Raw genomic sequence first — 23,387 nt, 5'->3', positions numbered from 1 at the left:
AACATATATGATTAAACATAACATGATCATTGCCCTAAAAACAATGAAAAGGGATCTCCATCCTCCCTATGAAACCTTACCTATTATACAATTAAATAAATTGTTTTTAAATAAAATTTAAAGAATGTCACAAAAAATAAACGTGAGCCAAAGGCTTCACGTTTATTTAGTTTACCCCGATATATTGGTCTTCATTCGAGACTTTGCCAATTGCTTTATATTTTTCATAGCGTTGCTGAACTAATTCTTCTTCATCCAGCTTCAGCAACGTTTTTAGCGATTGCTTAAGGGTTTCGTCCATATAGCTTGCCTGCAGCTTAACATCGTGGTGCGCTCCGCCTTTTACTTCTTTTATCATATGATCTATAATACCTAATTCTTTTAAATCCGGCGCAGTGATTTTCATTGTTTCTGCTGCTTTTTTAGCAAGACTGGAGTCCTTCCATAAAAGTGCCGCGGCACCTTCCGGAGAAATAACAGAATAAGTAGAGTTTTCCAGCATATGCAAGTGGTTGCCAACACCGAGACCAAGGGCTCCGCCGCTTCCGCCTTCACCGATGACGATGCAGATAACAGGCACTCGAAGGCCGGCCATCTCAAAGAGATTTTTGGCAATGGCTTCGCTTTGTCCTCTTTCTTCAGCTGCTCGTCCAGGGTATGCTCCCTTCGTATCAATAAAACAAATAATCGGTCTGTTGAATTTGTCAGCCTGCTTCATGAGACGAAGCGCTTTTCGGTAGCCTTCAGGATGCGGCATCCCAAAATTGCGGACAAGGTTTTCCTTCGTGTCTTTACCGCGCTGATGCCCGATTACCGTTACAGGAAGGCCATGGAACTTCGCAATGCCGCCGACAATGGCTTCATCGTCTCCGTAAGCTCTGTCTCCGTGACATTCAAAAAAGTCGGTAAACAGGTGTTCAATATAATCAAGCGTTGTCGGACGGTCCGGCAGACGCGCGATTTGAACACGGTCCCAAGGCTTCAGATTTTTGTAGATTTCATCCTGAAGCTTAGCGAGACGGTCTTCGAGCCGTTCAATTTCCGCACTCAGATCCATATCTGAATCCTGGGTGAATTTTTTCAATTCAGCGATTTTCGTTTGCAGTTCAATCACCGGTTTTTCAAATTCTAATCTTACAGCCACTCAAAGTCACCTCCCGCTTGATGCATATCCAGCAGATTTTCTAACGTTTGTTTCATGTCTTGGCGGTGAATAACCGCATCAAGCTGTCCATGTTTTAATAAAAACTCTGCCGTTTGGAAGTCCTCAGGCAATTTTTCACCTATTGTCTGTTCAATAATCCGTCTTCCTGCAAAACCGATCAGCGCGCCAGGCTCAGCGAAATTATAATCGCCGAGTGAAGCAAAGCTAGCCGATACGCCTCCGGTAGTCGGATGGGTCATAATTGAAATAATGAGGCCCTGTTCTTCACTGAACAGTTTTAAGGCAGAGCTTGTCTTAGCCATTTGCATCAAACTTAATACGCCTTCCTGCATTCTCGCACCGCCTGAAGCCGTAAAAATAATAAACGGAACTTTATCAGCTTTTGCTTTTTCAATCGCAAGCGTGATTTTTTCACCGACGACTGAACCCATGCTGCCCATTCTGAATGAAGAATCCATGACGGCGACAACAGCCGGGTATCCGCCAATGGCGCCCTTGCCCGTCACAACAGCCTCGTTTAAGGATGTTTTCTCGCGGTCTTTTTCAAGCTTTTCCAGATATCCCGGGAAACCTAGCGGGTTTTCTGATAACATTCCCTGGTTAAATTCCTCAAAGGATTGTTCATCCATCAAGCTTTCGACACGCTGTTTTGCGTTCATCGGGAAATGATAATCGCAGTTCATGCATACCCGCTTATTTTTATCCAACTCTTTAGTGAGCATGATTTTTTTACACTTAGGACATTTTGTCATAATGCCTTCCGGAACGTCGTGCTTCGCTTGCTCAGACGGTACAGAAGCATACTTTTTCTTTTTCGTGAATATATCCTTTAACACATGATTACCTCCCTTTTGTGAAGGGTTCTCTTCACCGCATGTCATCAAACAGATAGACTTGCTAATAACTTTACCGAAACTATTGTACTTTTTTTGTCAAACGCTGTCATCCTCAATTCGACAACTTTTTATTCAATGACGCAGTCGGGACGACTCGTATGAGATCAGATAAGACGTTGAACTGACAAGGTTGGTAACGCATTCAAAAATAATGTTAAACCCGGATGAAATTTTTTTAAGTCCAGCCCCTAAAAAAATTTCAGCCGCCAGTTTAACTTGAGAACAGCGCGCCGGTATCGTCCAACGCGCTGCCATTTTTGAATGAATTAAAATTATTCACCAATAATCGTAAGTTTTCTCGTTTTTTCAGCAACTTCCTCAGGGTCAACAGTGATTCTTGCGACACCTGTTTCCATCGCCGCTTTAGCGACAGCCTTCGCAACAGCAGGTGCAACACGTTTATCAAACGGGGCAGGGATAACGTAGTCTGCGCTAAGCTCATCTTCTGAAACCAATGATGCAATAGCTTCAACAGCTGCGATTTTCATTTGTTCGTTAATGTGAGTGGCGCGAACGTCAAGCGCTCCGCGGAAAATACCAGGGAATGCAAGAACATTGTTTACTTGGTTCGGGAAGTCAGAACGGCCCGTTCCAATAACGCTTGCGCCAGCTTCACGCGCATCTTCCGGCATAATTTCCGGATTGGGATTTGCCATCGCAAAGATAATCGGATCTTTTGCCATGCTTTGCACCATTTCTTTTGTTAACGCTCCTGCTACAGATACGCCGATAAATACGTCAGCATCAGCGATGACATCTTTTAGAGAACCGTCTTTGCGGTCTTGGTTTGTGAATTGCGCCACTTCGTTTTTGACATCGTTCATGCCTTCCGGACGCCCTTCATAAATCGCTCCTTTTGAATCGCACATCACGATGTCACGTACGCCGTAATGGTGAAGGAGCTTGATAATCGCAATACCAGCCGCACCGGCGCCATTTGCGACAACTTTAATGGATGACATTGATTTTCCAGACAGTTTCAGCGCGTTTACAAGACCTGCTACCGTTACAATGGCAGTACCGTGCTGATCATCATGGAAAACCGGGATGTTTGTTTCCTTTTTAAGGCGCTCTTCAATGATAAAGCAGTTTGGCGCTGCGATATCTTCAAGGTTGACACCGCCAAATGTCGGTTCAAGCAATTTAACAGTTTCCACGATCTTATCAACATCGTTTGTGTTTAAAGCAATCGGGAACGCGTCTACGCCTGCAAAGCTTTTGAATAGAACAGCTTTCCCTTCCATAACAGGAAGCGCGGCTTCAGGGCCGATATTTCCAAGGCCAAGAACAGCTGTACCGTCAGTCACAACTGCTACCATGTTCCCCTTCATTGTATAATCATATACTTTGTTAATGTCTTCATGAATATCCTTACACGGTTCTGCAACACCTGGAGAATACGCAAGGCTTAAATCTTTCGCGTTTCTGACTTCTACTTTCGATTTAGACTCCAGTTTCCCCTGATTGACTTTATGCAGGTGTAATGCTTCTTCTCTTAATGACATTCTCCTAAACACTCCTTATGGATATTTTTGATTCGTATACTGGTGCGTTGATTGCTGCATTCTGCGGAGTTAATCTATCTGAATATTTAAACAAGATGACATAATTGCTCCAATTGTATAACAAAAAATGCATCGTTACCACTGTTTTAAAACGACGTTTTTTTGACCCAACAGCTCTTTTAAGCGATATAACACCTGGTAATCCGCATTGATATGAAACGACTCAGGAAGCTTAATCGTCTGTTTTTGCTTTTCATAATAAAGATAAACACCTGTTTCCCCTTTATGCTCCAGCAAAATGCGCTTAATTTTTGCCAGGATCTCCTGGCTGTGCTGACTGCTTTCTATTTTTATATACACCGATGGCGCATTTTCCGCATCCATATTTTCTAATAATTCTGCCCGGGACATGATGAACTGGACCTTATCCTGCCTTACTTCACATTTGCCTGCTGTGAATAAAAGAGCGCCTTCTCTTAAAACGGGAGAAAGCTGTCTGAATTGTTCAGGGAAAACAACGGCTTCTATTTCACCGGTTTCATCACTGAGCGTTAAAAACGCCATGTTTTGACCTGTTTTCGTCCGAATCGTTTTGATCTTCGACAGCAGGACTCCGAGAGAAAGCGGCCTTTTGACCGTCTGCTGGGCCTGCAGAATGGTCGCTGCTCCGTGTACAGCCAGCTGTTTTCGAAAGGCAGAGAGCGGATGATTTGAAAAATAAATGCCGAGCGTTTCTTTTTCGAACGCAAGTAAATCCACAAGCGGAAGCTCCTCTGTCTCCACATACTTCGGCTTAATCGAAAACGATTCATCTAAAAACAATCCCATTTGGTCATCGTCCGCGGCGAATAGCTCTGCATGTTCCAAAGCAACGTCAATGGATGCGAGCAGCGTCGCCCGGTTTTGGCCGAATTCGTCCATCGCACCAGAAAAAATAAGTGCTTCAAGCATTTTGCGATTTACGTTTTTTGACGGCACGCGAAAGCAGAAATCGAAAAGATCTTCAAATGGTTTCTCTTTTCTCGCTTTATATATATCTTTGACTGCTGAGACGCCTACACTTTTTATCGCGCGAAGGCTGTATCTGACAGATCCGTCTTCAACTCTAAACGGAAAACTGCTTTTGTTCACTGACGGAGGAAGGATACGAATCCCGCTCCCCTTTGCTTCGTGAAGATATTGAGCTATTTTATCCTCATTGCCAATGACGCTTGTCAGCAATCCGCACATAAAATATAACGGATAATGAGCTTTCAAATACGCAAGCTGGCAGCCGATCATGCTGTATGCCACCGCGTGGCTTCGGTTAAAGCCATAGTTTGCGAATTTGACGATTAAATCGTAGACTTCAGTTGCAGTGTCTACAGAATACTCCTTTTTTAAGCACCCTTCAACAAAATGGCTTCGCTCTCTATCCAGGATTTCTTTTTTCTTTTTGCTGACCGCCCGTCTCAGCAGGTCCGCTTCTCCTAAAGAAAACCCTGCCATACGGGAAGCTATCATCATAATTTGTTCCTGATACACAATGACGCCATATGTATCTTCCAAGATGCTCCTTAAATCTTCATGGGGATAGTGAACAGGCGCCTGGCCGTGTTTACGGTCGATAAATAACGGAATATTTTCCATTGGACCAGGCCGGTACAGCGCATTGACCGCCACAATATCCTCCAGGCCTGAAGGCTTAAGCCGCTTCAGGACGCTTCTCATCCCTGTAGATTCAAGCTGAAAAATCCCTGTCGTATCCCCTTTCGACAGCAAGGAGAACGTTTTGTCATCCCTGTAGGAAATATTCGAAAGATCTATTTTGATGTTTTCTTCTTTTTCAATCATTGAAGTGATGGACTCAATGAGCGTCAGGTTGCGTAAGCCTAAGAAATCCATTTTTAATAGACCCAAGTCTTCAAGATGATCCATCGCGTATTGCGTCAAATATATCCCTTCATGCCCTTCCTGAAGCGGAACAATATCTGTTAACGATTCTTCACTCAGGACAACGCCGGCTGCATGGGTCGAGGTATGCCTTGGCAGCCCTTCTATTTTTCGGGCAATTGTAAAGACTTGCTGAAGCAGACTTGACTCCCGAAGCCGCTTATTCAGCTCCGGCGATTGCTGTCTCGCTTCATCCAGCGTCAAGCCCGGCCTTGAAGGAATGAGTTTTGCAACCTGATCTGCTTCCTTCGGGCTGACACCGAATACTCTGCCGACATCCCGAAGCGCCGCTTTTGCCGCAAGTGTTCCAAAGGTAATAATCTGCGCGACGTGCATCGCACCGTATTTCTGCTGAACGTATTGAATAACTTCATCCCTTCTTGTATCCGGAAAGTCAATATCAATATCCGGCATACTGATACGTTCTGGGTTTAAAAAGCGTTCAAACAGCAGGTGATGTTTAATCGGGTCAACATCTGTGATATACAGGACATAAGCCACAAGAGATCCTGCCGCAGAACCTCTTCCCGGTCCTGTAACGATCCCTTTTTCATGGGCGTGCTTCATAAAATCCCATACGATCAGAAAGTAATCGCTGAACTTCATCCGTTTGATGACATCAAGCTCATATTGAAGACGGCGGAGGTATCGTTCATCAGGCGTGCCAAAGCGGCTGCGAAGACCTGCCATACAGATGTCCGTTAAATAATCGTCAGCGGACGTTCCGTCTGGAGTTGGGAAGGACGGGAGACGGGTCTGTCCGAGGCTGACGTCAACCCGGCATTGTTCCGCGATCTCAACAGAAGCTTGCAGTGCTTCGGGATGCTCTTGATAAATGCTTTGCATTTCTTCGATGGGTTTCAAATCGAGATCAGGCAGATTTTCGGCGGGGACATCCGTCAGTTTTTCACCTGCTTTAATCGCTTTCAGACAACGGTAGGCAGCCTTATCTTCTTTCCTTATGTAATGCACATCACCTGTCGCCGTAACAGGGATACCTGTTTCTTCAGACAGCAGCAGAATCTGCTCAGATAAGACCTGATTCTCTTTAAAAGGCTGATAGGAAAAATAAAAGGCCTCCTCTCCGAATATAGACTGAAATTCAAGTGCTGCTTGAGCGGCCTGTTCAAACAGCCCTCCTTCAAGCAGCGTTTCAATATATCCTTTGTCGCCGGGCGTTATCGCGATAATGCCTTCCCGATAACTGTGAAGCCATTTCGGCTTTAGCCCGCCTTTTGATTTCGATTGCAGGACACTGCTGATTTTCAGCAGGTTTTGATAGCCTGTATTTGATTTGGCCAGCAGGACAAGCGGGTAGGCTTCAAGCTCGTTATCATCTGTAAAAACAGAAGCCGTCAAACCGATTATCGGGTTGATCCCTTTCGCCTTGCATGCTTTATAAAATTGAATAGCTCCGTACATGACATGATCATCTGTCAGCGCCAAAGACGCATATCCGAGCCTGTCAGCTTCCTTGACGAGCTCTTCCACAGCCGCGGCGCTGTTTAGCAGGCTGTACCCGCTATGCACTTGCAGGTGAACAAAAGACATGCTATCACCTCTTTCTCCATTACGATCCGTTTCTTTCTTCATTATAAGTCGGGTTTTCAAAAGAAACAAATGTTCTTTTTCGAGTCGGCATCATACTTGTCCTGAAAGCTCAATATGATATAAAAGGTGAGGTGATCAAGATGGATCAGGAAGCTGGTTTTATGGTAAATTTCATCAACAGTTATTTTATCGCATTAGGGGTGCTGATCGGAGGCGCACTCATCGGAGGCCTCGGAGCATATTTGGCAGGCGAAGCCCCGCTTACGGTCATTACAAAGCTTGCAAACAGATTAAAAATATGGGCGCTGGTCGCCGCTATCGGCGGTACATTCGATGCGGTATACAGCTTTGAACGAGGCATTCTTGAAGGCAATACGAGAGATTTATTCAAGCAGATTCTTCTCATTATCTCGGCCATGGGCGGGGCGCAAAGCGGCTGGCTTATTATTTCATGGCTGACCCAGGAGCATATTTCTTCATGAGGGTGCCACAGCATTACAAAAAACCGGGGTGGCAGCGTTTTTTTGCGGGAATGATGTGCGGAGCTGTGATCAGCTGGTTCTTTTTCCTGTTTACTTACGGTACATTCCAAGAGGAGCAGGTCAGCCTCATCGAAAAACAAAAAGAGCATGTCAAAGACTTAAACAATCAAATTTCAATCTATCAGGAAGACCTCCATAAACTGAACGAAGATAATAAAAGAAAACTGCTGATCCAAAGCGTCAGCGTTAAATTACAGAATGGGGATAAATATAAAATATCACAGCCGGATAAAACGAAATTCGAGGAGCATGTAAAGGATAATATTTCAGAGGTGATTACAAAAGACATAGAGAGCGTCTATCAAACAAAGGATCTTTTAAAACGGACAATCGAAAATAAAGTCTATATGATCAATGAAAAAAAATACGAGGCAACCGTCAAAGAATTAATTATTTATACGAGACTGACAGTAGAACTTGAAATATCATTTGCGGCGTAATTATGGATTTTTTTTAAATTCTCTAAACTTCTGTCGCTTTTTCCCATTCTTTTTTATAAACTATATGTGAGAGGCTTAATGGCAAAAGGAAGGAGGAAGGGAAATGGAGGTTTACAGTGACCGTCAGTTAGCAAAAGATCAAGCAGCCCGGCTCAGACAAGGTTTTTCTGCATATGCCGAAACAAACTCACTCGCTTCCCTCATAAAAAAAGAACTTCAATTTCACAATCTCCAAGTCTACGAGGACCTTACTGATTTCGGCTGCTGGTTCATCCCCGTCACAGATGAACACTAAGAGAGAGGGTCTCCCCTCTACTTGTGTTCTTTTGATTTCGGCTGCTGGTTCATCCCCGTCACAGATGAACACTAAGAGAGAGGGTCTCCCCTCTACTTGTGTTCTTTACATAGTGTTTCCAGATCAGCTAAAATCCGATCAGCTTCATCCCAGCTGTAAATAGAGGCGCCTGAAGCAAGCGGATGGCCTCCGCCGTTATACTTCCGGGCAAGTCCGTTAATGACAGGACCCTTCGAACGGAATCTGACTCTGATTTGATCATCTTCTTCTACGAAAAACACCCAAGCGCGAATACCTGAGATATTGCCGAGCGTTCCGACAAGCTGTGACGCTTCAGAAGCCGTGGTGCCGAACTTTTCAAGCGTATCCTTTTTGATGAAAACAGAAGCGGCGCCGTTTTCGGACAATGACACATTTTGAAAGATAAAGCCGTTAAGCTTCACCACATTCAGTTTTGTTTCATACAATTGATTAAACAACTGTGAGGAAGAGAATGGATACTGAATGAGCTCGCCTGCATATTTTAATGTTTTTTCCGTTGTATTCGGAAATAAGAAGCGTCCGGTATCTCCGACTATGCCGGCATAGATCAGCTCTGCCGCTTTCGTATTCAGCTTCCAGCCGTGCTCTTTTCCTTCTAAATACAGCTCGTAAATCATTTCACTTACTGAGCTGGCGCTTGTATCGACCCAGAGAAGGTCACCGTATGGATCTTCGTTCGGATGATGGTCGATTTTCATCAGTTTGGCGCCTGAAGGATAACGCTGATCGTCGACTCTTTCCTGATTTGCCGTATCGCAGACAATGACCAGTGCGCCTTCATATGTTTCATTGTCCACCTCATCAAGGGAATATAGGAAAGAGAGGGACGGTTCAGGCGTACCGACCGCGAAAATATTTTTTTCTGGATACGTTTCACGCAGGATTTCCGTAAGCCCGCACTGAGATCCATAGGCATCCGGATCAGGACGCACATGTCTATGTAAGATAATCGTGTCATATAATGATATGGTTCTGATTAATTCTGTTTTCATTTGATACTCCTTTATTGTTTTTATTCATTAAATCACATTCTCTGCCGACGGAAAAGAAAAATAACGTCAAAACCAAGCCCGTTTTTGTATAGAATGGGTTTGTAAACTTTTACGATGGAGGATTTCATTTATGCTGGTTCTTGTTTTTTTGATTGGGCTTTCAGCCTGCTTTTATGTGTACTATAAAGTAAAAGGCGTACGGACAAAGCAAGCTTTGGAAAAAGAAATCTGTTCGGCAAAATCAAGCATGGCCTTAGGGTCACTGGTCCTGTTCTACGGGCTCAACCAAATGATATTATTCCATTCAGTATTAACGTTAGTAATCGGCGGTATCTTTATCGTCATAGGAGCAGGAAGCGCTTGGGCAGGTTATAAGGCCTACAGGCATTACAATCCCCTTCACGCCAAAGAAGCTGAAAGAGATCACGCGTAAGGGGCGCCTGAACGTCCCTTAGCTTCTTTCCATCAGCTGAACCATCAGCATCGCTTTAGACACGATATGGCCTTGGCTGTGCACTTCAACTTCCATTTTTCCAAACTTTCTGCCGGCCTCCAAAATGCGCGGTTTGACTTCGATGACCGATTCCATCTGCACAGGCTTCAAAAAGAAAATGGTGATGCTTTCTATTACGAGTTCACCGCGTTTTTTCGAGCGCAAAAACCGGTTTGCCGCTTGCGTCAAAATGGTCGTAAACACACCATAAGAAATTGTTCCGAGCTGGTTTGTCATCTGCGGCGTGACTTCATACTCGTAAACCGTTTGACCCTCTTTATCATCATCCTCATCTTTAAATCCCCTTGAAACGATATCATCAAGCTTTTCCCCGACCTGCGGCTGCTTTTGAATCATTTGAAGGGCTTTTAACACGTCTTGGCGGCTGATCATGCCGATCAGTTTTTGGTGGCCGTCAGTAACGGGAAGCACTTCAATCCCTTCCCATACCATCATTTGCGCCGCCGAGGCGACAGATGTTTTTCCAATAACCGTGACGGGATTTTTGGTCATGACCTTTTCGATGGATGCGTTTCGCTCATGGCCGGCAATATCTTTCGATGTCAAGATGCCGTGGATTTTCATCTGATCGTCGACAACTGGGAACCGGCCGTGTCCCGTTTCAAAGTTTTTCTCATACCATTTTTCAAGTTTATCCTTAGGCGAAAGATATACCGTACGGTCAGCTGGCGTTAGAATGTCCTCCACCAGAACGATTTCTTTTTTGATCAGCTGGTCATAAATCGCCCGGTTAATCATTGCGGCTACTGTAAAGGTGTCATAGCTCGTGGATAAAATCGGCAGCTCAAGCTCATCTGCCAGCTGTACAATACTGTCATCCGTGTTGAAGCCCCCTGTCACCAATACAGCCGCGCCCGCTTCAAGCGCCTGTCTGTGCGCGTTGATTCTGTTTCCGACAATCAGAAGATTCCCCGCTGCGGTGTATCGCATCATCGCGTCCAGCTCCATCGCGCCGATGACAAATTTATTTAATGTCTTATGGAGTCCGGCCCGGCCCCCGAGCACCTGTCCGTCTATGACATTTACAACCTCTGCATAGGTAAGCTTTTCAATATTCTCTTTTTTCTTTTGCTCAATCCGGATTGTGCCCACACGTTCAATCGTGCTGACAAACCCTTTATTCTCTGCTTCCTTGATCGCTCTGTATGCGGTCCCTTCGCTTACTTTCATTTCCTTTGCAATTCTTCGCACAGAAATTTTTTCACCGACAGGGAGTGAATCAATATACGTTAAAATTTGTTCATGCTTCGTTGCCAAGCCTTTCACCTCTAAGGACAGTCTTCTGCTTTTATTATAAGGGCTCGGAGGATTTGTACGCAATGAGCGGGAAAAATAAAAAAACATCTCCTGATGAATCAGGAGATGTTTTCAGCCGATTAAAGCTCGATCGTCTCACCGACCGCCATGACTTTACCGACTCCGCCCGGCAGGCTGTCAGCGAATGCCTCAGGGTCTTGTTCGATGACCGGGAATGTATTGTAATGAACCGGCACGACCTGTTTTGCCCGCAGCCATTCAGCGGCAAGCTTGGCGTCTTCAGGCCCCATCGTAAAGTTATCGCCAATCGGAAGGAAGGCAAGGTCAATATGATTCAATTCGCCAATCAGCTTCATATCAGAGAAAAGAGCCGTATCGCCCGCGTGGAAAATCGTTTTATCTTCCACAGTCAGCAAAATACCGGCTGGCATGCCTGTGTAAGTGATCGTTTTGTTTTCTTCATCTGTGATGGCTGATCCGTGAAAAGCCTGTGTGAGCTTCACTTTTCCAAAATCGAACTGGCGGGATCCGCCGATGTGCATTGGATGAACATTCAAGCCTTTCCAGCCTAAGTACACGGCGAGCTCGTTCGGAGCTACAACCAGCGCGTTGTTTTGCTTGGCAATTTGTTCTGTGTCGCCGACATGATCATTGTGTCCGTGCGTCAATAAGATGACGTCTGCTTTTACATCCTCCGGCTTTAGATCCGTTAACGAATTCCCTGTCAAAAACGGGTCAAATATCATATGATGATCCTTCGTTTCCACTGTGATAACAGAATGTCCGTGATATGTCACTTTCATTTCTTTCACCTCGTCACATTATGTTGATTTTATATTTTCCCTTTTCAAGAAACTGAAAAACTTATGTCGATTGATTCTTATTAATGACATTGAGGCCTCCGGTGGCTTCAATGACAGTCCCTGTCACAAGGTCTGAGTTCCCTTCACACAAGAAAGCGATAATCCGGGCGATATCCTCGCCTGTGCCCGATCTTCCTATCGGCGTTTTTTCTTTGCCAATTCGCTTTCTGGCTTCCTCTATTGACGCTTCCTTCATATCGCCCACAATATCTCCCGGGCAAACCATGTTGGCGGTTATGCCGAATTCGGCTTCTTCAATGGCAATGGTCTTCGTTAAAGAAGCCAAACCCACTTTCGCAGCGCCAAATGCCGATCGGTGAAGCCAGCCTGGCGCGTGCGCCGCACCTTGAAATCCGTACGTGATGATGCGTCCGAACTGCTGTTGTCTCATGGTCGGAATAACCGCTTTGAATAAATGAAAGACGGCGCTTAAATTCCCTTCCAGCATACCGTACCATTCATTATCAGTATAATCGGCTAACTTTTTACGTTCAAATATGTATGGTCCCGCGTTGTTAATCAAAAAGTCGATCCTTCCGAAGCGGTTTAAGGCAGCCTCTGCAATACGGCGCAGATCTTCTTTTTTGGTGACATCACCTTTTACAAATTGCAGCCGGTCAAGACAATCAGGACAGGCTTCCTTCAGGCGGCTGACAGCCTCCTCATCCCGCCTGTAATTGACTGTTACTGAATACCCCTTTGCAAGCAACGTCTCAGTCACTTTGCGGCCTAAACCCTTCGAACCGGCAGTAATTAAAGCATGTCGCACATGAATACCTCCCAAAGCAACGTCGCCGCTTTCAATAAAGTGTTTCTTCTTCTACTTTACTATAAAAGGCCTTCAATATCACTTTTTACACTTTGACATACAAAAAAAGCTGCCTGTACAGACAGCTTATTCCTCAGAAGATGAAGGTTCTTGATCAGACATATCCACATAACCGCTTTGATATGCTTCTGAAATGAGCCTTGTTGTCTCCTGACTTTCTTGATCATCATAAATATAGCGTTCCGGTTCTTTTTTCATCATCCTGCCTCCCATCATTATAGAAGTAGGTTGGCTATAATGACGGGATTTTATGAAGGAAATTTTAACAAACGCCTGCTGCCACGCAAGCTTTCGCTTTTTCAAGCGCCTGCTCTACCTGTTTGAACCCGGTGCCTCCGGCGCTCATTCTTTTTTCTACTGCGTGGTAGGGGTCTAACACAGTGTAAATATCTTCTTCAAAGAGCGGGCTCGCCTGCTGAAAATCGCAAAACGGCATATTGCTTAAATAGATCCCTTTTTCGATGCATGTGTACACAAGTTTCCCGACCACTTCATGCGCCTCTCTGAACGGCATTCCTTTTTTCGCTAAATAATCGGCCAGTTCTGTCGCATTTGAAAAGTCTTGTTTTGTCGCTTGCTTCATATTCTCTTTGTTTACAGTCATTGTTTCGATCATGCCAGTGAAGATTTGCAGGCTGCCCTCGACCGTTTTCACCGTGTCAAACATGCCTTCTTTGTCTTCCTGTAGGTCTTTGTTGTAAGCGAGCGGAAGTCCTTTCATGATCGTAAACAGCCCCATCATATCGCCGTATACGCGTCCCGTTTTGCCGCGGATCAGCTCTGCCATATCAGGGTTTTTCTTTTGCGGCATCATGCTGCTTCCCGTTGCGTACGTATCGTCAAGCTCGATGAATTTAAACTCCTGAGAGCACCAGAGAATGATCTCTTCAGAGAAACGGGATAGGTGCATCATCAGCGTACTGCTGTTGCTTAAAAACTCCAAAATGAAATCTCTGTCGCTGACGCCGTCCAGACTGTTTTCATAGATGGAATCAAAACCGAGCAGTTCTGCTGAATAGTCACGGTCGATTGGGAAGGTTGTTCCCGCGAGCGCTCCGCAGCCAAGCGGAGATTTGTTAATCCGCTTCATTGAATCCTGAAAGCGCTCCTTGTCGCGCTCTAGCATCCAGACATACGCAAGCAAATGGTGAGCGAATGAAATCGGCTGGGCGCGCTGCAAATGTGTGTAGCCCGGCAGAATCGTTTCGACATTCGCTTCCGCCTTTTCGATCAGCGCGTTTTGGAACGCCTCAATCAGCTCAATGATGTGATCGACATGATTTTTCAAATATAAATGCATGTCAGTCGCCACCTGATCATTCCGGCTTCTTCCGGTATGCAGCTTGCCGCCGAGAGGGCCGATTTCGTCAATAAGCATTTTCTCAATGTTCAAATGAATGTCCTCATAATCGACTGAGAATTTCAATGCCCCCTCCTCTGCTTTTTGCAGAAGGGTATTTAGTCCCTCACGGATTTTCAGCTCTTCTTCCGCTGTAAGGATACCGCATTTTTTCAGCATGGCAGCATGTGCGAGAGACCCAGTAATGTCTTCAGTCACTAAATTTTGGTCAAATGATATGGACGCGCCGAACTCGTCGACCCATTTTTCCGGTGTTTTTTGGAATCGGCCTCCCCAAAGCTTTTTCATGCTTTCATCTGCTCCTTCTTTTTCACGATGCTGTTCACTTTTGTCGGAAGTCCCCAAAGCTCGATAAACCCGATTGCCGCATGGTGATCAAACGCATCGTCTTTTGTATATGTTGCAAGTTTTTCATCATATAGAGAGTATTCTGATTTGCGTCCTTCTACAATCGCATGGCCTTTAAACAGCTTGACGCGGACAATGCCTGTGACATGCTGTTGCGTTTCTTTTAAGAAAGCGTGCAGCGCGTCTTTTAACGGAGAAAACCATAAGCCGTTGTAAATGATTTCTGACATTTTTTGCTCGATGATCGGTTTAAAGTGGGCTACCTCTTTTACCAGCGTCAAATCTTCCAATTCTTTATGCGCTTTGATCAGTGTCATTGCACCTGGGCATTCGTATACTTCACGGGATTTAATGCCGACAAGGCGGTTTTCCACGTGGTCGATACGTCCGACACCGTGAGCGCCTGCCATTTCATTCAGCTTCAAAATCAGTTCAGAAAGCGAGTAGGCTACGCCGTCAATGGATACAGGCACGCCTTGCTCAAACGCAATTTCAATCACTTCCGGCGTGTCCGGCGTTTTTTCCAGCGGAGCTGTTAGATCGTATGCACCTTCAGGCGGAGCCGCCCATGGATCTTCTAAAATGCCGCACTCGTTTGCGCGTCCCCATAGGTTTTGGTCGATAGAATACGGGCTGTCAAGATTGATCGGAATCGGAATGCCGCGGCTTGCCGCATATTCAATTTCTTCTTCACGTGACCATTGCCATTCCCGAACCGGCGCGATGACTTCGAGATCAGGATTTAATGATTTAATAGAGACCTCGAAACGAACCTGGTCATTCCCTTTCCCTGTGCATCCGTGCGCAATTGCCTGTGCATCTTCTTTTTCAGCGATCTCAACCAGTTTTTTCGCAATCAGCGGTCGAGATAATGCGGAAACGAGCGGATATTTTCCTTCATACATCGTATGAGCCTGCAAAGAGATAAGCGCGTAGTCCTGTGCGAATTCTTCTTTTGCATCGATCACGTAGGAGTTTGTCGCGCCTACTTCCAGCGCTTTCTGCTGAACAAATGCCAAATCCTTGCCTTCACCGACGTCCAGGCAGCAGGCGATCACATTATACCCTTGCTCCTGAAGCCATTTTATTGCAACGGAGGTATCAAGGCCTCCTGAGTATGCTAATACAACTTTTTTCTGTTCTGACATGATAAAAATCCCCTCTCAGCCATGTTTCGTTTTTGTATAAAAATAAATTATATTTAATAAAAATACATTTTGTATGTATACACTTTAACAAGTACTTTTCGTTTTTTCAAGCCTTTTATTAAAAAAACTTCACCTGAATTTCCAGATGAAGTTTCTTATTATTTATTCATTTACTTGTCTTTTCTGATTTCTCTGACGACATGTGCAAGTTCGGGAATAATCAGCTTATTCATTGCCAGCTTTACCGCGCCGCTTGAGCCTGGTGTTGAGAAAACAGCTGTATGCTGGATAACGCCGGCAGTGGCTCTCGACAGGATTGCGGCTGAGCCGATATCCTCTGTATAGCTCAGCATTCTGAATATTTCTCCAAAGCCGGGCAGTTCTTTTGAAAACAGCGGCGAAATGGCTTCAATGGTGACGTCCCGATTTGCTATGCCCGTCCCTCCGTTTAAGAGTACCGCGTCTGTCTGTTCATCCATGCAGCTGGCAAGGACAGCCCGCTGCAAAGCATCCTTTTCATCTTTTACAATTTCATATGCAGCAATGTGATGACCGGCTTCTTCTAAAAATGAGATCATCAGCTTGCCGCTTTTATCCGTTTCTTTCGTCCTCGTGTCACTGACTGTGATCACTTTGCACCGAACAATATCAGGCGCTTCTTGTTTATGCTCTTGAACGCTCATCGGCTCACCTCTTTTGTTTTTTCTGTCATTATCATGCATGAACAAAAAAGCACATTCAAGTGAATGTGCTCTTTAAAAAAGATTTATTTTGCTAAACGAGTAACGTCGCGCGCAATCATGACTTCTTCATCAGTCGGAATGATCATGACTTTTACTGGAGAATGCGGATAGCTAATGAAAGCTTCCTCGCCGCGTACGTTATTAAGCGCAGTATCCCAGTAAACGCCCATAAATTCTAAGCCGCGAAGAACGCGCTCTCTGACTTCCACACTGTTTTCACCGATACCGGCAGTAAAGATGATCGCATCCACACCGCTCATTCTTGCAGCGTAAGAACCGATGTATTTGTGGATTCTGCTCGCGAAGACTTCAAGGGCCGTTTCCGCACGCTCATTTCCTTCTTTCGTTGCTTCAACGATGTCACGAAGATCGCTTGAGAAACCGGAGATGCCGAGCAGTCCGCTTTTTTTGTTTAATGTATTCAGTACTTCGTCAGCTGTCTGGCCTGTTTTCTCCATGATGTATGGGATCAGGGCAGGGTCGATGTTTCCAGAGCGTGTTCCCATTGCCACACCGGCAAGCGGCGTAAAGCCCATAGATGTATCAATTGATTTTCCGCCTTCAACAGCAGCAATACTAGCGCCGTTTCCAAGGTGGCAGGAAATCAGGCGTAAGTCTTTTAACGGACGGCCAAGAAGCTCTGCCGCACGCTCAGTCACATATTTATGTGAAGTGCCATGGAAACCGTATTTACGGATGCCGAATTTTTCATAGTATTCATAAGGCAGGCTGTACAGGTAAGACTGTTCAGGCATAGTTTGGTGGAATGCCGTATCAAAAACAGCAACCGCAGGAACATTTGGAAGCACTTCTTTGAACGCTTTAATTCCAACGATATTCGCCGGGTTGTGAAGCGGTGCCAATTCAGAAATATCTTCAATTTCCTGAATAGTTTCATCACTTAATAAGACAGAATCGCTGAATTTTTCTCCGCCGTGCACGACACGGTGGCCGATTCCGTCAATTTCATTCAAATCTTTAATAATGCCGAATTCCGTTAGCTTATTCAGCAGCATTTTAACCGCTACCGCATGATCCGGAATATCAGTTACTTCTGTATTTTTTTCGCCGTTTACAGATATCGTAAATACGCTGTCGGCGATACCAATTCGTTCAACTAAACCCTTCGTTAAAACCGTTTCTGAAGGCATTTCGAAAAGCTGAAATTTCAAAGACGAGCTTCCTGCGTTAATTGCAATAATTTTGGACATGATTGACGCTCCTTTATACTCTGTATCAACAACTTCTTTTTTTCGTACTTTTTTCCCGGTGAATATCATCTTCTTCTCCGAAAAATATCTGACTTTTCCATTTAAACATTGTCATGTCGGCATTTCAAGTCAACTTGTATATTGATAACGCTTACAGTGAGAAGTCGTTATTTTCAGACATATCACCTATAGGTTTTGAATTGACAAACGCTTACATATTGCGGTTTTCCCTTCTATATTTTGTGTTTCAAAACTTGATTCAATTCGCCCGTCCGGTCATCAAGTGCCACAATAAAAACAGCTTAGGCATCCATCGTATGACGGCCGCCTAAGCTGCTATTCGACATCTATTTTTCTTTTCCAACCCACGCATCTATTTGGGCCATCATATCAAGCATCGCCTTCTGATTGGAGAAAGACGGAAGATTCGCAAGCAGAATTTGCCCCGGCGTTTTCGTCCCCTCTCCTTTTTTCTGGAGCACAAGGATGCTTTTGGCATGAGCCTCTTCTTTAAAAATAGACTTTGGCAGCTGCAAAAGGGCGTTGATATGAACCTTTTCTTTAAAAAACTGTTTCAGCTTGTCGCTTTGGGAGCTCTCAAACAAATGGTTCGGGATCATAAAAAATAAATAGCCGCCCGGTTTGGTATGTTTGAGGCTCTGTTCTATAAACAGATGATGTGCGAAGGAATGGCCTTCGTTCGCTTTGAGCTCAAACGCTTCTGCTCCTTCGTCATTCGGATAATAGCCGACCGGCAGATCGCATATGACCGTGTCAACAGGATCGATAAACAGCGGCTCAAGGCTGTCCTGATGGAACAGCTCAAGCTCTTTTTTCAAAAGGTTCGCTTGGGCATACGCGATCTTCAGCAGTACGTCATCAATTTCAATGCCAAAGCTATTCGCCGTTTTTTCAGACAGCTGGTTCAGCACGGTGAACAGAAGGTTTCCCGTTCCGACAGCCGGATCAAGGACCGTAAGTTCCTTTTGACCCGCCATAAACTTATTCACCAAATAACTGATGAAAAGCCCGATCGTGTCCGGCGTCATCTGTCTGTTCGGATGAGAGATATCTTTCAGGCCTTTCAGGACAGACAGCTGAAAAGCTTTGCGCACCCACTCGTGCTCATATGTGCCGAATTCCGCTTTTTCAAGCAGAACCTGAAGCTGTTCGGTTTTCTCATCAGACAGTTTCAGCTGATCCGTTTTTTCAAGAAAATACATTTCCCCCGCTTCAGCCAGCGCCTCTATATATGAAATTTGCAATTCATTCTTTATGATGATCGCGGCTTCGTCTAACAGCTCGTACACCGCGCCCACATGGTCTTTTTGCATATGTGTTCCTCCTTGCCATAAAAAAAGCTCCGGCGGCAGCCTGGAGCTTCTTCCCTGCTTACTTCACTAATGCCTTGGCAGCCTCGATTGGCTCTTCATAGTTCGGGTGGTTTGTTGCTTCACTTACATATTCTGCGTAAACGACTTTTCCATTCTCATCAAGGACAAATACGGAACGCGCAAGCAGACGAAGTTCTTTAATATACACACCGAACGCTTCGCCAAATGACATGTCTCTGTGGTCAGACAGCGTTTCTACTTTGTCAATTCCGTTAGCGCCGCACCAGCGAGCTTGTGCAAATGGAAGGTCTGCACTAATTGTGTAGACGTTGACATCTCCAAGCTTTGCTGCTTCTTCGTTAAAACGGCGTGTTTGCGCATCACAAACACCTGTGTCAATTGAAGGGATAACAGAAATAATCGTTACCTTTCCTTTCATATCAGCTAACGATTTTTCTTCAAGGCTGTTAGTCAGCACTGTGAAATCAGGAGCTTGATCCCCTACTTTCACTTCTTGTCCGACAAGTGTAACCGGACCGCCTTTAAATGTAATTTCAGCCATTATAATTCCTCCCTTTTGTATGTATGTCTCTATCATAGTAAAGTTTCCTGCAAACTGCAAAGTTTATGCCAAAAAAAAAGTTAACTGCGGCGGCCGCAGTTAACCCTTCTTTAATAGTTCATATTGTTCATTTGATTTGGGTTTTGGTTTTGGTTTTGATTTTGGCCTTGACCTTGATTCTTGTTGTTTTTCTTAAACATTTGCTGGATGCGCTCTAGTGTTTGAGGAGCTGCGTCTAAAATTTTCTCGATCAAATGAGTGTTTTCATCTAAATGAAGCATTCTGATGCCGGTCGATCCGACAATTAAAAACGCGATCGGTGTAATGGACACACCGCCTCCGCTTCCGCCTCCGAAAGGGAGTTTTTGTTCTCTTGTCTCATCGTCTCCGGATTTCTTTTCTGCCGGCTTACCGCCAAACTCACTTCCGCCTGCAGCGAATCCGAATCCAACTTTAGAGACCGTTAAAATCACGCTTCCATCCGGCGTTTCCACCGGGTCTCCGATGATGGTGTTAACATCAATCATTTCCTTCAAGTTTTCCATTGCGGTTTTCATTAAACCTTGAATGGGATGGTCTGCCATATACGCTTCCTCCTTAAACTGATGAATCATTCTTTGAAGTCATTCGAGACGACGGATTCTTCTTTAATGCTGATAACTCCCGTCCGTATTTGACGAATTTGAAAGCTGCAAGCATAGCATGTCCAAAGCGAAAAAAGAATATACACTGAAAATGGGTCTTGGAGACAGGGACTTGAAACGACGGAATCACTTCATAGACGGGTTTCTCCACAAAATCCAGATGCTCATACAGCATCGCAGCGATACCGCCTTTCACACCCCATACAGCGCCTGTTAACACGCCTGTTACTGCTGCGTCATGAATTCCGACGATTGTAACCCATTCGAGTTTTGTGATATGTAAATGAGCCAGAAAAGTCGCGTTGATTTTCCGTAAATTTTTGACCTGATGCAGAAGCATTTCGATTTTATGAATACTTTGCTGCACATCATCAAATGTGATTTTTTGCTTGCTGCTGCTTTCTTTCACTTTGGATTTTGATTTTTGTTTGATATCAACTGTTCCGTCAGCTTTGTTCACCTTAATGGACGGGATTGATTTTTTGACCCGGATCAGGCCAAACAGCGTTGTAATCTTCAAGGTCAGTTTGTCGTTATCCTCGGCATGAAGATACTCGACCGCAACATGTACTTTCATTCTGAGAAGCAGCACGATACCTATAAGAATAAGAATGGCTGTCAGCACATATACCATATTCTTCACTTCCTCTAGGAGCATTATCGCCAATTCAGAAAAAAATAAACCCGGACGAGGTCCGGGTTTATCGGTTATTTGCGATATAGTTTTTCATGCACCACAGTCGTGTCCGCGATGTAGTCATGAATCCCCTGTTTTGCAGGTGAAAAAGCAACGACGATATATAAAATCCAAATCTTATCAATATACCGTCCGACTACTTCACGAAAAATCACTGTACTCCATGTCAGCTTATGGTCCGGCTTCACAGAAACCACTTTGAGGCCGAACACCATTTTTCCAAGCGTCTGCCTGAAGAACTTTGTCATCAGGGCAAAATAGGCAAGATACACTACAAGCGTAGTCACACTGTAGGCCGAAAAGGTAAACATGCCGGATGTTTTCGGCAGATCCAATACGGTAAAGAGGGGAGAAACAAGTAAATGGTTTAATCCCCATACAACGAGCCAATCAAGCAGGAAAGCCCAGAAACGAACCCAAAAGCCCGCATAAGCATGTGTCAGCTGCTCCGCTTCTTGCGGGCCTTTGATGTCATTGCGCTCAAACTCTTCATATGTCACATCCATTATTGATCCCTCCTACTTCGCATAGAGATACATCATTCTCGGCGAACCGGATTGTGAAAGAATTTCTCTCATATTAAGAAAATCGATTTCACTCTTAAACATTTTGTTGGCGCCCATGGAAAACAGCGAGCCTAATCCTAAGCTTTCCTCGTAAGAAATGACAGAGGCGTTTTTTAAATCCTTATGTTCCTTTTTCATCGCTGAAATGGTATCGTCATAAAAACCAAGTTCATCAACGAGCTTCAGTTTTTTCGCCTGCCGTCCGTCATACACACGTCCGTCCGCAATTTTCTTTACCTCCGCTTTCGACATGCCGCGGCCTTCAGAAATGACATCAACAAATCCTTCATAAGAATTATCAACCATAGATTGCATGATGTTCTTTTCATCTTTCGTCATCTCACGGGAAGGAGACATAATATCCTTATGGGCCCCGCTCTTAATCGTTTCAAAAGAAATTCCGAGCTTATCAGCAAGCTTTGAATAATTAACACTTTCCATAATGACGCCGAGTGACCCAGTTAAGGTTTCCGGGGTCGCAAAAATCTTATCAGCCGCCGTCGAGATGTAATAGCCGCCGGATGCTGCCATCGATCCCATTGACACGTAAATCGGTTTTTTTGTTTCTTTCTTGATCTCTTCCAGCTTCTTATGTATTTCAGCACTTTCATATACTCCGCCGCCCGGAGAATTCACTTTCAGAACAATGCCTTTAACTGTCTGGTCATCTTTTGCACGCTCAAGGTTTTTTAAGAACGTTCTGTGGTTATATCCACCTGATCCGAGCAGACTGCTTGAATCCCCATTATCCTGAATGGTGCCGCTGACCTCCAATACGGCAATTTTACTTGAGAGACTGCCGTTTTCCAGCGTCTTTTCCTGCGATTCATCCGTCAGTGATGAGAGATCCGTTTGAGCGCTTTTGACGCTTTCAAAGAAACTCATTGAGATACTGACGATGATGGAAACGCCGAAAATCCCCAGGGCAATCACTAATGCGATCCATCTTTTTGCATTCATTTTTTTCTCCTCCTTTTTCCCAAACTCTCTCATAATACGATTCAATATCAAAAATGTTTCAATTAATGAGAAAGCTCTGGCTTAACGGGCTGCCGCCAAACATGGTACACTTATGGCCAAAGGTATTTTATCACAAATACTAAATGACAGAAAAACTTAAATATGACAGCTAAAGGGGAAATGGGATATGACCGATCAACGCCGTAATGTTTATTTTTTTCACAAACAGGATCAGAAAACAAACGAACAAGCCAGCACGTTAACACAATTGGCTGAAGAGCATGGATTTACGGTTGTGAATCAGCCCTCAGACGCCAATATTATCGCAAGCATTGGCGGGGACGGCACATTTTTGCAAGCAGTCAGAAAAACGAATTTCCGTGACGATTGCTTGTACGTCGGCATTACCAAAAAGGGGAAAGCTCATTTATATTGCGACTTTCATAGTGATGATCATGGGAAAATGGTCGATGCAATGACGTTTGAACAAATAGAAGTCAGAAAATATCCGCTGATTGAAGTGACAGTGGATAACGCCAGGCCTTTTCACTGCTTAAACGAGGTTTCCATCCGTTCAAGCATTATTAAAACCTTTGTGATGGACGTGCTGATTGATGATCTGCACTTTGAAACGTTTAGAGGAGACGGAATGATCATCTCAACGCCGACAGGCAGCACCGCATATAACAAGTCTGTCGCAGGAGCAGTTGTTGACCCGCTGCTTCCATGCATACAGGTATCTGAGCTTGCATCCCTTAACAATAACACCTATCGGACACTCGGCTCGCCATTTGTCCTCAGCTCTGACCGAAAGCTGACCCTTCGTGTAATGCAAGACGGCAATGAGCACCCGATCATCGGTTTGGACAATGAAGCACTCAGTACGAGAAACGTGAAAACGATCGAAATCAAACTGTCTGACAAAAAAATCAAAACAGTCAAACTAAAGGACAATTCATTTTGGGAGAAAGTGAAGCGTACTTTTTTATAG

Annotated in this window: 24 protein-coding genes; 5 read left to right on the top strand and 19 right to left on the bottom strand. The window is 44.6% G+C overall.

What is annotated here, in order from left to right:
- Window positions 1-166 precede the first annotated feature (166 nt).
- From accA to dnaE, 4 genes are all read right to left on the bottom strand, one after another.
- Entirely contained in the window at window positions 167-1,144 is a 978-nt protein-coding gene (accA, locus tag ACY3LV_RS10370; RefSeq protein WP_148962324.1) for an acetyl-CoA carboxylase carboxyl transferase subunit alpha, read from the bottom strand.
- Window positions 1,135-2,001 (bottom strand): acetyl-CoA carboxylase, carboxyltransferase subunit beta, encoded by an 867-nt coding sequence (gene accD, locus ACY3LV_RS10365; RefSeq protein WP_333561479.1) that lies wholly within the window; start codon window positions 1,999-2,001, stop codon window positions 1,135-1,137. The genes accA and accD overlap by 10 nt, the downstream gene beginning before the upstream one ends.
- A 332-nt stretch (window positions 2,002-2,333) precedes the next feature.
- Entirely contained in the window at window positions 2,334-3,566 is a 1,233-nt protein-coding gene (gene ystJ, locus ACY3LV_RS10360; RefSeq protein WP_333561480.1) for an NADP-dependent malic enzyme, read from the bottom strand.
- 135 nt (window positions 3,567-3,701) lie between these two features.
- Window positions 3,702-7,049: a DNA polymerase III subunit alpha gene (gene dnaE, locus ACY3LV_RS10355; protein ID WP_333561481.1), complete on the bottom strand. Its 3,348-nt coding sequence runs from the start codon at window positions 7,047-7,049 to the stop codon at window positions 3,702-3,704.
- Window positions 7,050-7,189: 140 nt separating this feature from the next.
- Here dnaE and ytrH point away from each other — a divergent pair, with 140 nt between their 5' ends.
- The 3 genes from ytrH to ACY3LV_RS10340 all read left to right on the top strand — a co-directional run bounded on the left by ytrH (window position 7,190) and on the right by ACY3LV_RS10340 (window position 8,326).
- Entirely contained in the window at window positions 7,190-7,531 is a 342-nt protein-coding gene (gene ytrH, locus ACY3LV_RS10350; protein ID WP_024122464.1) for a sporulation membrane protein YtrH, read from the top strand.
- Window positions 7,528-8,031: a sporulation membrane protein YtrI gene (ytrI, locus tag ACY3LV_RS10345; RefSeq protein ID WP_141113413.1), complete on the top strand. Its 504-nt coding sequence runs from the start codon at window positions 7,528-7,530 to the stop codon at window positions 8,029-8,031. Before ytrH ends, ytrI begins: the two co-directional genes overlap by 4 nt.
- Window positions 8,032-8,134: 103 nt before the next feature.
- Window positions 8,135-8,326, top strand: a complete 192-nt coding sequence (locus ACY3LV_RS10340) for a hypothetical protein (protein WP_087992431.1) — start codon at window positions 8,135-8,137, stop codon at window positions 8,324-8,326.
- Window positions 8,327-8,418: 92 nt separating this feature from the next.
- Here ACY3LV_RS10340 and nrnA read toward each other — a convergent pair whose 3' ends face one another.
- Entirely contained in the window at window positions 8,419-9,360 is a 942-nt protein-coding gene (gene nrnA / locus ACY3LV_RS10335) for a bifunctional oligoribonuclease/PAP phosphatase NrnA (RefSeq protein WP_148962327.1), read from the bottom strand.
- 130 nt (window positions 9,361-9,490) lie between these two features.
- Between nrnA and ACY3LV_RS10330 the strand changes: the two genes are divergently transcribed.
- Window positions 9,491-9,793 carry a YtpI family protein gene (locus tag ACY3LV_RS10330; protein ID WP_087992433.1) on the top strand — a complete coding sequence of 101 codons (303 nt, stop codon included), beginning with the start codon at window positions 9,491-9,493 and terminating at the stop codon, window positions 9,791-9,793.
- Window positions 9,794-9,811: 18 nt separating this feature from the next.
- On the opposite strand, the gene ACY3LV_RS10325 is transcribed toward ACY3LV_RS10330, so the two are convergent.
- The 14 genes from ACY3LV_RS10325 to sppA form a co-directional block, all read right to left on the bottom strand.
- Window positions 9,812-11,131 (bottom strand): CBS domain-containing protein, encoded by a 1,320-nt coding sequence (locus tag ACY3LV_RS10325; protein ID WP_148962328.1) that lies wholly within the window; start codon window positions 11,129-11,131, stop codon window positions 9,812-9,814.
- Between the two features lie 119 nt (window positions 11,132-11,250).
- On the bottom strand, window positions 11,251-11,934 hold the full coding sequence (locus ACY3LV_RS10320; protein WP_333517310.1) for a metal-dependent hydrolase: 684 nt from the start codon (window positions 11,932-11,934) through the stop codon (window positions 11,251-11,253).
- A 61-nt stretch (window positions 11,935-11,995) separates the two neighbouring features.
- Window positions 11,996-12,763, bottom strand: coding sequence for an SDR family oxidoreductase (locus ACY3LV_RS10315; RefSeq protein ID WP_148962330.1), 768 nt, complete (start codon window positions 12,761-12,763; stop codon window positions 11,996-11,998).
- Window positions 12,764-12,889: 126 nt separating this feature from the next.
- Window positions 12,890-13,024 carry a hypothetical protein gene (locus tag ACY3LV_RS10310; protein WP_289349201.1) on the bottom strand — a complete coding sequence of 45 codons (135 nt, stop codon included), beginning with the start codon at window positions 13,022-13,024 and terminating at the stop codon, window positions 12,890-12,892.
- Between the two features lie 61 nt (window positions 13,025-13,085).
- Entirely contained in the window at window positions 13,086-14,471 is a 1,386-nt protein-coding gene (argH, locus tag ACY3LV_RS10305; RefSeq protein ID WP_464863738.1) for an argininosuccinate lyase, read from the bottom strand.
- Window positions 14,468-15,679 (bottom strand): argininosuccinate synthase, encoded by a 1,212-nt coding sequence (locus ACY3LV_RS10300; protein WP_148962333.1) that lies wholly within the window; start codon window positions 15,677-15,679, stop codon window positions 14,468-14,470. Before ACY3LV_RS10300 ends, argH begins: the two co-directional genes overlap by 4 nt.
- Before the next feature lie 170 nt (window positions 15,680-15,849).
- Complete coding sequence (locus ACY3LV_RS10295; RefSeq protein ID WP_464863737.1) at window positions 15,850-16,362, bottom strand: MogA/MoaB family molybdenum cofactor biosynthesis protein; 513 nt, start codon at window positions 16,360-16,362, stop codon at window positions 15,850-15,852.
- Between the two features lie 83 nt (window positions 16,363-16,445).
- The gene (locus ACY3LV_RS10290) at window positions 16,446-17,633 is read right to left on the bottom strand and encodes an acetate kinase (RefSeq protein ID WP_087992440.1); all 1,188 of its coding nucleotides are present in this window, start codon (window positions 17,631-17,633) and stop codon (window positions 16,446-16,448) included.
- A gap of 347 nt (window positions 17,634-17,980) precedes the next feature.
- Entirely contained in the window at window positions 17,981-18,967 is a 987-nt protein-coding gene (locus ACY3LV_RS10285; protein ID WP_148962335.1) for a class I SAM-dependent methyltransferase, read from the bottom strand.
- Between the two features lie 58 nt (window positions 18,968-19,025).
- On the bottom strand, window positions 19,026-19,529 hold the full coding sequence (gene tpx, locus ACY3LV_RS10280; protein WP_087992442.1) for a thiol peroxidase: 504 nt from the start codon (window positions 19,527-19,529) through the stop codon (window positions 19,026-19,028).
- A 110-nt stretch (window positions 19,530-19,639) separates the two neighbouring features.
- The gene (gene ytfJ / locus ACY3LV_RS10275; protein WP_464863736.1) at window positions 19,640-20,113 is read right to left on the bottom strand and encodes a GerW family sporulation protein; all 474 of its coding nucleotides are present in this window, start codon (window positions 20,111-20,113) and stop codon (window positions 19,640-19,642) included.
- A 13-nt stretch (window positions 20,114-20,126) separates the two neighbouring features.
- A complete protein-coding gene (locus ACY3LV_RS10270) occupies window positions 20,127-20,807 on the bottom strand; it encodes a DUF2953 domain-containing protein (protein ID WP_148962337.1) in 681 nt (226 codons plus the stop codon).
- A 74-nt stretch (window positions 20,808-20,881) separates the two neighbouring features.
- Window positions 20,882-21,376: an RDD family protein gene (locus tag ACY3LV_RS10265; RefSeq protein WP_148962338.1), complete on the bottom strand. Its 495-nt coding sequence runs from the start codon at window positions 21,374-21,376 to the stop codon at window positions 20,882-20,884.
- A gap of 12 nt (window positions 21,377-21,388) precedes the next feature.
- Window positions 21,389-22,396, bottom strand: coding sequence for a signal peptide peptidase SppA (gene sppA, locus ACY3LV_RS10260; RefSeq protein ID WP_464863735.1), 1,008 nt, complete (start codon window positions 22,394-22,396; stop codon window positions 21,389-21,391).
- Between the two features lie 187 nt (window positions 22,397-22,583).
- On the opposite strand from sppA, the gene ACY3LV_RS10255 reads away from it, so the two are divergent.
- A complete protein-coding gene (locus ACY3LV_RS10255; protein WP_464863734.1) occupies window positions 22,584-23,387 on the top strand; it encodes an NAD kinase in 804 nt (267 codons plus the stop codon).

The sequence above is a fragment of the Bacillus sp. 11C genome (assembly GCF_055486375.1).
This window is presented reverse-complemented; position numbering and strand designations above follow the sequence as displayed.

What these genes read in the sequence shown, in the direction of transcription:
- dnaE (WP_333561481.1), bottom strand. Translation starts at nt 7,049, where the DNA reads ATGTCTTTTGTTCACCTGCAAGTGCATAGCGGGTACAGCCTGCTAAAC.
- ACY3LV_RS10265 (WP_148962338.1), bottom strand. Translation starts at nt 21,376, where the DNA reads ATGGATGTGACATATGAAGAGTTTGAGCGCAATGACATCAAAGGCCCG.
- ACY3LV_RS10255 (WP_464863734.1), top strand. Translation starts at nt 22,584, where the DNA reads ATGACCGATCAACGCCGTAATGTTTATTTTTTTCACAAACAGGATCAG.
- ACY3LV_RS10300 (WP_148962333.1), bottom strand. Translation starts at nt 15,679, where the DNA reads ATGTCAGAACAGAAAAAAGTTGTATTAGCATACTCAGGAGGCCTTGAT.
- ytfJ (WP_464863736.1), bottom strand. Translation starts at nt 20,113, where the DNA reads ATGGCAGACCATCCCATTCAAGGTTTAATGAAAACCGCAATGGAAAAC.
- ACY3LV_RS10270 (WP_148962337.1), bottom strand. Translation starts at nt 20,807, where the DNA reads ATGGTATATGTGCTGACAGCCATTCTTATTCTTATAGGTATCGTGCTG.
- ytrI (WP_141113413.1), top strand. Translation starts at nt 7,528, where the DNA reads ATGAGGGTGCCACAGCATTACAAAAAACCGGGGTGGCAGCGTTTTTTT.
- ACY3LV_RS10330 (WP_087992433.1), top strand. Translation starts at nt 9,491, where the DNA reads ATGCTGGTTCTTGTTTTTTTGATTGGGCTTTCAGCCTGCTTTTATGTG.
- ACY3LV_RS10285 (WP_148962335.1), bottom strand. Translation starts at nt 18,967, where the DNA reads ATGCAAAAAGACCATGTGGGCGCGGTGTACGAGCTGTTAGACGAAGCC.
- argH (WP_464863738.1), bottom strand. Translation starts at nt 14,471, where the DNA reads ATGAAAAAGCTTTGGGGAGGCCGATTCCAAAAAACACCGGAAAAATGG.
- ACY3LV_RS10320 (WP_333517310.1), bottom strand. Translation starts at nt 11,934, where the DNA reads ATGAAAGTGACATATCACGGACATTCTGTTATCACAGTGGAAACGAAG.
- ytrH (WP_024122464.1), top strand. Translation starts at nt 7,190, where the DNA reads ATGGATCAGGAAGCTGGTTTTATGGTAAATTTCATCAACAGTTATTTT.
- sppA (WP_464863735.1), bottom strand. Translation starts at nt 22,396, where the DNA reads ATGAATGCAAAAAGATGGATCGCATTAGTGATTGCCCTGGGGATTTTC.
- ACY3LV_RS10290 (WP_087992440.1), bottom strand. Translation starts at nt 17,633, where the DNA reads ATGTCCAAAATTATTGCAATTAACGCAGGAAGCTCGTCTTTGAAATTT.
- ystJ (WP_333561480.1), bottom strand. Translation starts at nt 3,566, where the DNA reads ATGTCATTAAGAGAAGAAGCATTACACCTGCATAAAGTCAATCAGGGG.
- ACY3LV_RS10295 (WP_464863737.1), bottom strand. Translation starts at nt 16,362, where the DNA reads ATGAGCGTTCAAGAGCATAAACAAGAAGCGCCTGATATTGTTCGGTGC.
- ACY3LV_RS10340 (WP_087992431.1), top strand. Translation starts at nt 8,135, where the DNA reads ATGGAGGTTTACAGTGACCGTCAGTTAGCAAAAGATCAAGCAGCCCGG.
- tpx (WP_087992442.1), bottom strand. Translation starts at nt 19,529, where the DNA reads ATGGCTGAAATTACATTTAAAGGCGGTCCGGTTACACTTGTCGGACAA.
- ACY3LV_RS10310 (WP_289349201.1), bottom strand. Translation starts at nt 13,024, where the DNA reads ATGATGAAAAAAGAACCGGAACGCTATATTTATGATGATCAAGAAAGT.
- nrnA (WP_148962327.1), bottom strand. Translation starts at nt 9,360, where the DNA reads ATGAAAACAGAATTAATCAGAACCATATCATTATATGACACGATTATC.